The 3,399-nt window shown below is 42.8% G+C and carries 2 protein-coding genes and 1 pseudogene; 2 read left to right on the top strand and 1 reads right to left on the bottom strand.

All coding sequences use genetic code 11. The features are described from left to right. Both D5R40_RS31345 and D5R40_RS31340 read left to right on the top strand, forming a co-directional pair. The coding region (locus D5R40_RS31345) for an Ig-like domain-containing protein (protein WP_192901336.1) at positions 1 to 2,042 on the top strand (2,042 nt) is incomplete at its 5' end. A 342-nt stretch (positions 2,043 to 2,384) separates the two neighbouring features. Continuing rightward, the gene (locus D5R40_RS31340; protein WP_124155755.1) at positions 2,385 to 3,134 is read left to right on the top strand and encodes a calcium-binding protein; all 750 of its coding nucleotides are present in this window, start codon (positions 2,385 to 2,387) and stop codon (positions 3,132 to 3,134) included. Here D5R40_RS31340 and D5R40_RS36595 read toward each other — a convergent pair. Next, positions 3,090 to 3,399: pseudogene (locus D5R40_RS36595) on the bottom strand (chemotaxis protein CheB); the annotation flags it as partial. The gene D5R40_RS31340 and the pseudogene D5R40_RS36595 overlap by 45 nt on opposite strands.

Here is a 3,399-nt window from a genome sequence, read left to right as displayed (position 1 = left end):
CTCCCACAGGTACGCCAGACCCTACAGGCACACCAGACCCTACAGGCACACCAGACCCTACAGGCACACCAGAACCAACAGAAACACCAGACCCTACAGGCACACCAGAACCGACAGAAACACCAGAACCGACAGAAACACCAGAACCGACAGAAACACCAGAACCAACAGAAACACCAGAACCGACAGAAACACCAGAACCAACACCAGAACCAACACCTCCACCCATTCCTAACCGCAGACCAAATGCAGCAGATGACGAAGTAGCAACTAGTCAAAGTAAATTAGTAGAATTTAATGTATTAGAAAACGATTCCGATCCTGACGGCGATCCTCTAACAGTAACTGATTTTACATCAGTCTCCAATGGAGAGTTAGTGCAGAAAAGCAATGGGTTATTTGAATATACTCCAGATGATGGTTTTGTAGGTACAGAAAGTTTCAGCTACACTATCAGCGATGGTAATGGGGGTAGCGATACTGCTAATGTGACAATTACAATTAACCGATCGCCAGAGTTAGTTAACAATACTGGCATAGTAGTAGAAGCTGCTTCAGGTATACGGTTTATAAATTCCAATAATTTGCAAGCATCTGATGCTGATAATTCTCCTGATGAGTTAATATACACAATTACTGATGCTCCAGACTTAGGCGACCTGAGAATAGGAGATAGTTCTCGTTTACGGGAGGGAGATACCTTCACTCAAGAAGATATTAACAATAACTTACTACAATTTACTCCAGATGATACGGCAGGTAGTGACTTTTTTACCTACACAGTCTCTGATGTTGCCGGGGGTCAGGTTCCTCCCAACTCATTTAGTATTGGTATTGTAGATGATACTAAAACATTAACCAATGAAGCGGATAACTTCACTGGTACTGCCCTAAGTAATAATATTTTGGGATTAGCAGGAGACGATAGTATTGATGGTCTCAGTAGCAGCGACTATATAGATGGTGGTGAAGGAAGCGACTCTCTGTTAGGCGACTCTGGTGATGACTGTCTATTTGGTGGCAGTCAACAAGATAATCTCAGAGGTGGTGATGGTTCCGATAGTTTATTTGGTGGTGATGGCAATGATCGCATTTCTGGAGATACAGGCAATGATCGCATTTCTGGAGATGCTGGTAACGACAACCTCTTAGGAGGAGAAGGCAGCGACAGTATGACTGGAGGAGAAGGTAACGACTCTCTTCTAGGAGCAGATGGTGACGATACCATAGCTGGCAATGCGGGTAACGATACCATTCGCAGTGGAGCTGACAACGACTCCGTAACTGGTGGAGACGGTAGCGATCTAATAGACGGTGGTTCAGACAACGATACTATTAGTAGTGGAGCAGGAGCAGATACAGTTTTAGGTGGTTCAGAGAACGATTCAATATTTGGAGAAGAAGGTGATGACTCTCTGGTTGGTGATGATGGTAATGACACTATCGACGCTGGTCCGGGTCAGGATATCATTTTGGGTGATATAGGAGATGATAGTATCCAAGGTGGTGATGACAATGATGGAATTGACGGTAGCATTGGTAATGATACTATAGCTGGAGGTTCTGGTTCCGATCGACTGACAGGTGGTGCCGGGAATGATTTCTTCTTCTATGAAGTTGCAGACCAAGGTATAGATACAGTCAGAGATTTCGACCGACCAGGTGATGATGATACATTACTATTTACATCTGCTAACTTTGGCGGTTTAACTAATAGCGGTTTTTCTAGTGTAATTCTCCAGGATGAGAATATAGGATCGGAAGGTCAGAGTATCGGTGATGCAGAACTGATTATTTTTGAAGGTAAGTTTGATAATGCACAAGCAGTCAATGCTGCCTTAAATGTACAAAATGGCTCCAGCGATCGCCCTGCTTTCTTTGTTTACCTCAATGGTCAACGTGGAAAATATGTCTTTGGTTATGACACAAGTTTAGCTGATGACAGTGTTCCTGCTTTTGAGTTGGGTATACTTCAGTCTATTGAACCTGAAGAAGACCAAATTTCAACCATTATTGATGCTGGTGATTTTGAGTTTATATAAGGCAACAGGCAACAGGCAACAGGGAATAGGGGAGTGTGGGGAGTATGGGAGTAAATTTCAACCTTTTTCCCCTATTGTCTAACTGAATATCCTTACTTCTATTCCGTTGTCTATAAAAAAATAGACATCTCCATTGAAGAAGGAGTCAGGAGTCAGGAGAATGGAGTCGATGGGGATTCTCACCCCACCAACCGCATTTGCACCCCCGCTGACGGTGGGGTATTAAACCCATAAGGGATAAAGATAATAAAAAATCAAATTAATTATCCCACAGAAATTATCAATTATTTCCCCTACTCCCTACTCCCTTTTATCTCATAGCAATTATCAGGAAAAATTAAAATGGCACAAACAGAAAGAGTCAAACAACAAGTCGAACTACCATCAACAATTTTTATTCGAGGTTTAGCAGAAGGAAGTATTTTCAGCGACTCCATCATTGGGAGTACAGTAGCAGATACAATTTTAGCATTGTCTGGAGATGATACAGTTTTTGCTCTAGATGAAAATGACGCTCTCCTGGGAGATGAAGGTCAAGACCAAATGAACGGAAATGCCGGAAATGATTTTCTAGACGGTGGTCCGGGAGATGATAGTTTACGAGGTGGCAAAGATTTAGATTCTCTGTTCGGAGGTAGTGGTAGTGACGTATTATTTGGCGATCGCGACAGTGATACTATCTGGGGAGAAGAAGGCAACGATACTATCTATGGAGGTAAAGAGAATGATAGTATTGTCGGTGGTGGAGAGGACGATCTATTATTCGGCGACCGGGGGGATGATTTTGTTGCTGGGGACATCGGTAATGATACAGTAGTTGGTGGAGCGGGTGACGATCGCTTATTAGGGAATGATGGTGGAGATACATTATTTGGTGAAACAGGTAGAGATATTCTAGAAGGTAATACAGGAGATGATGTACTTTTTGGAGGAAAAGATGCAGACTCACTAGCAGGAGGTGTTGGTGCAGATTTCCTCTCTGGAGACCTTGGTGCAGATACAATTTCAGGAGGAATAGGGCAAGATACCTTTAATATTACTCGTGATTCAGGAGGTCCTGGAGTCTATTGTGCTACTTTCAACTCCTTCTAGCACTGCCAAAAAATTGCCGTTCGTACCACCGACACTAATAATAGTGTTATCGGGGTTGTCTTCTGATGCAAAAATACTTAGTTCTTCAAAACTCAAACCATTGCTAAGACCGATTAAATCTTCGTTACTGAAGTCATTAATAAAATCTGCACTGCTAACTCCAGGACCTCCTGAATCACGAGTAATATTAAAGGTATCTTGCCCTATTCCTCCTGAAATTGTATCTGCACCAAGGTCTCCAGAGAGGAAATCTGCACCAACACCT

Source organism: Okeania hirsuta (assembly GCF_003838195.1).
GTDB classification, from domain to species: domain Bacteria; phylum Cyanobacteriota; class Cyanobacteriia; order Cyanobacteriales; family Microcoleaceae; genus Okeania; species Okeania hirsuta.
This window is presented reverse-complemented; position numbering and strand designations above follow the sequence as displayed.

What these genes read in the sequence shown, in the direction of transcription:
- D5R40_RS31340 (WP_124155755.1), top strand. Translation starts at nt 2,385, where the DNA reads ATGGCACAAACAGAAAGAGTCAAACAACAAGTCGAACTACCATCAACA.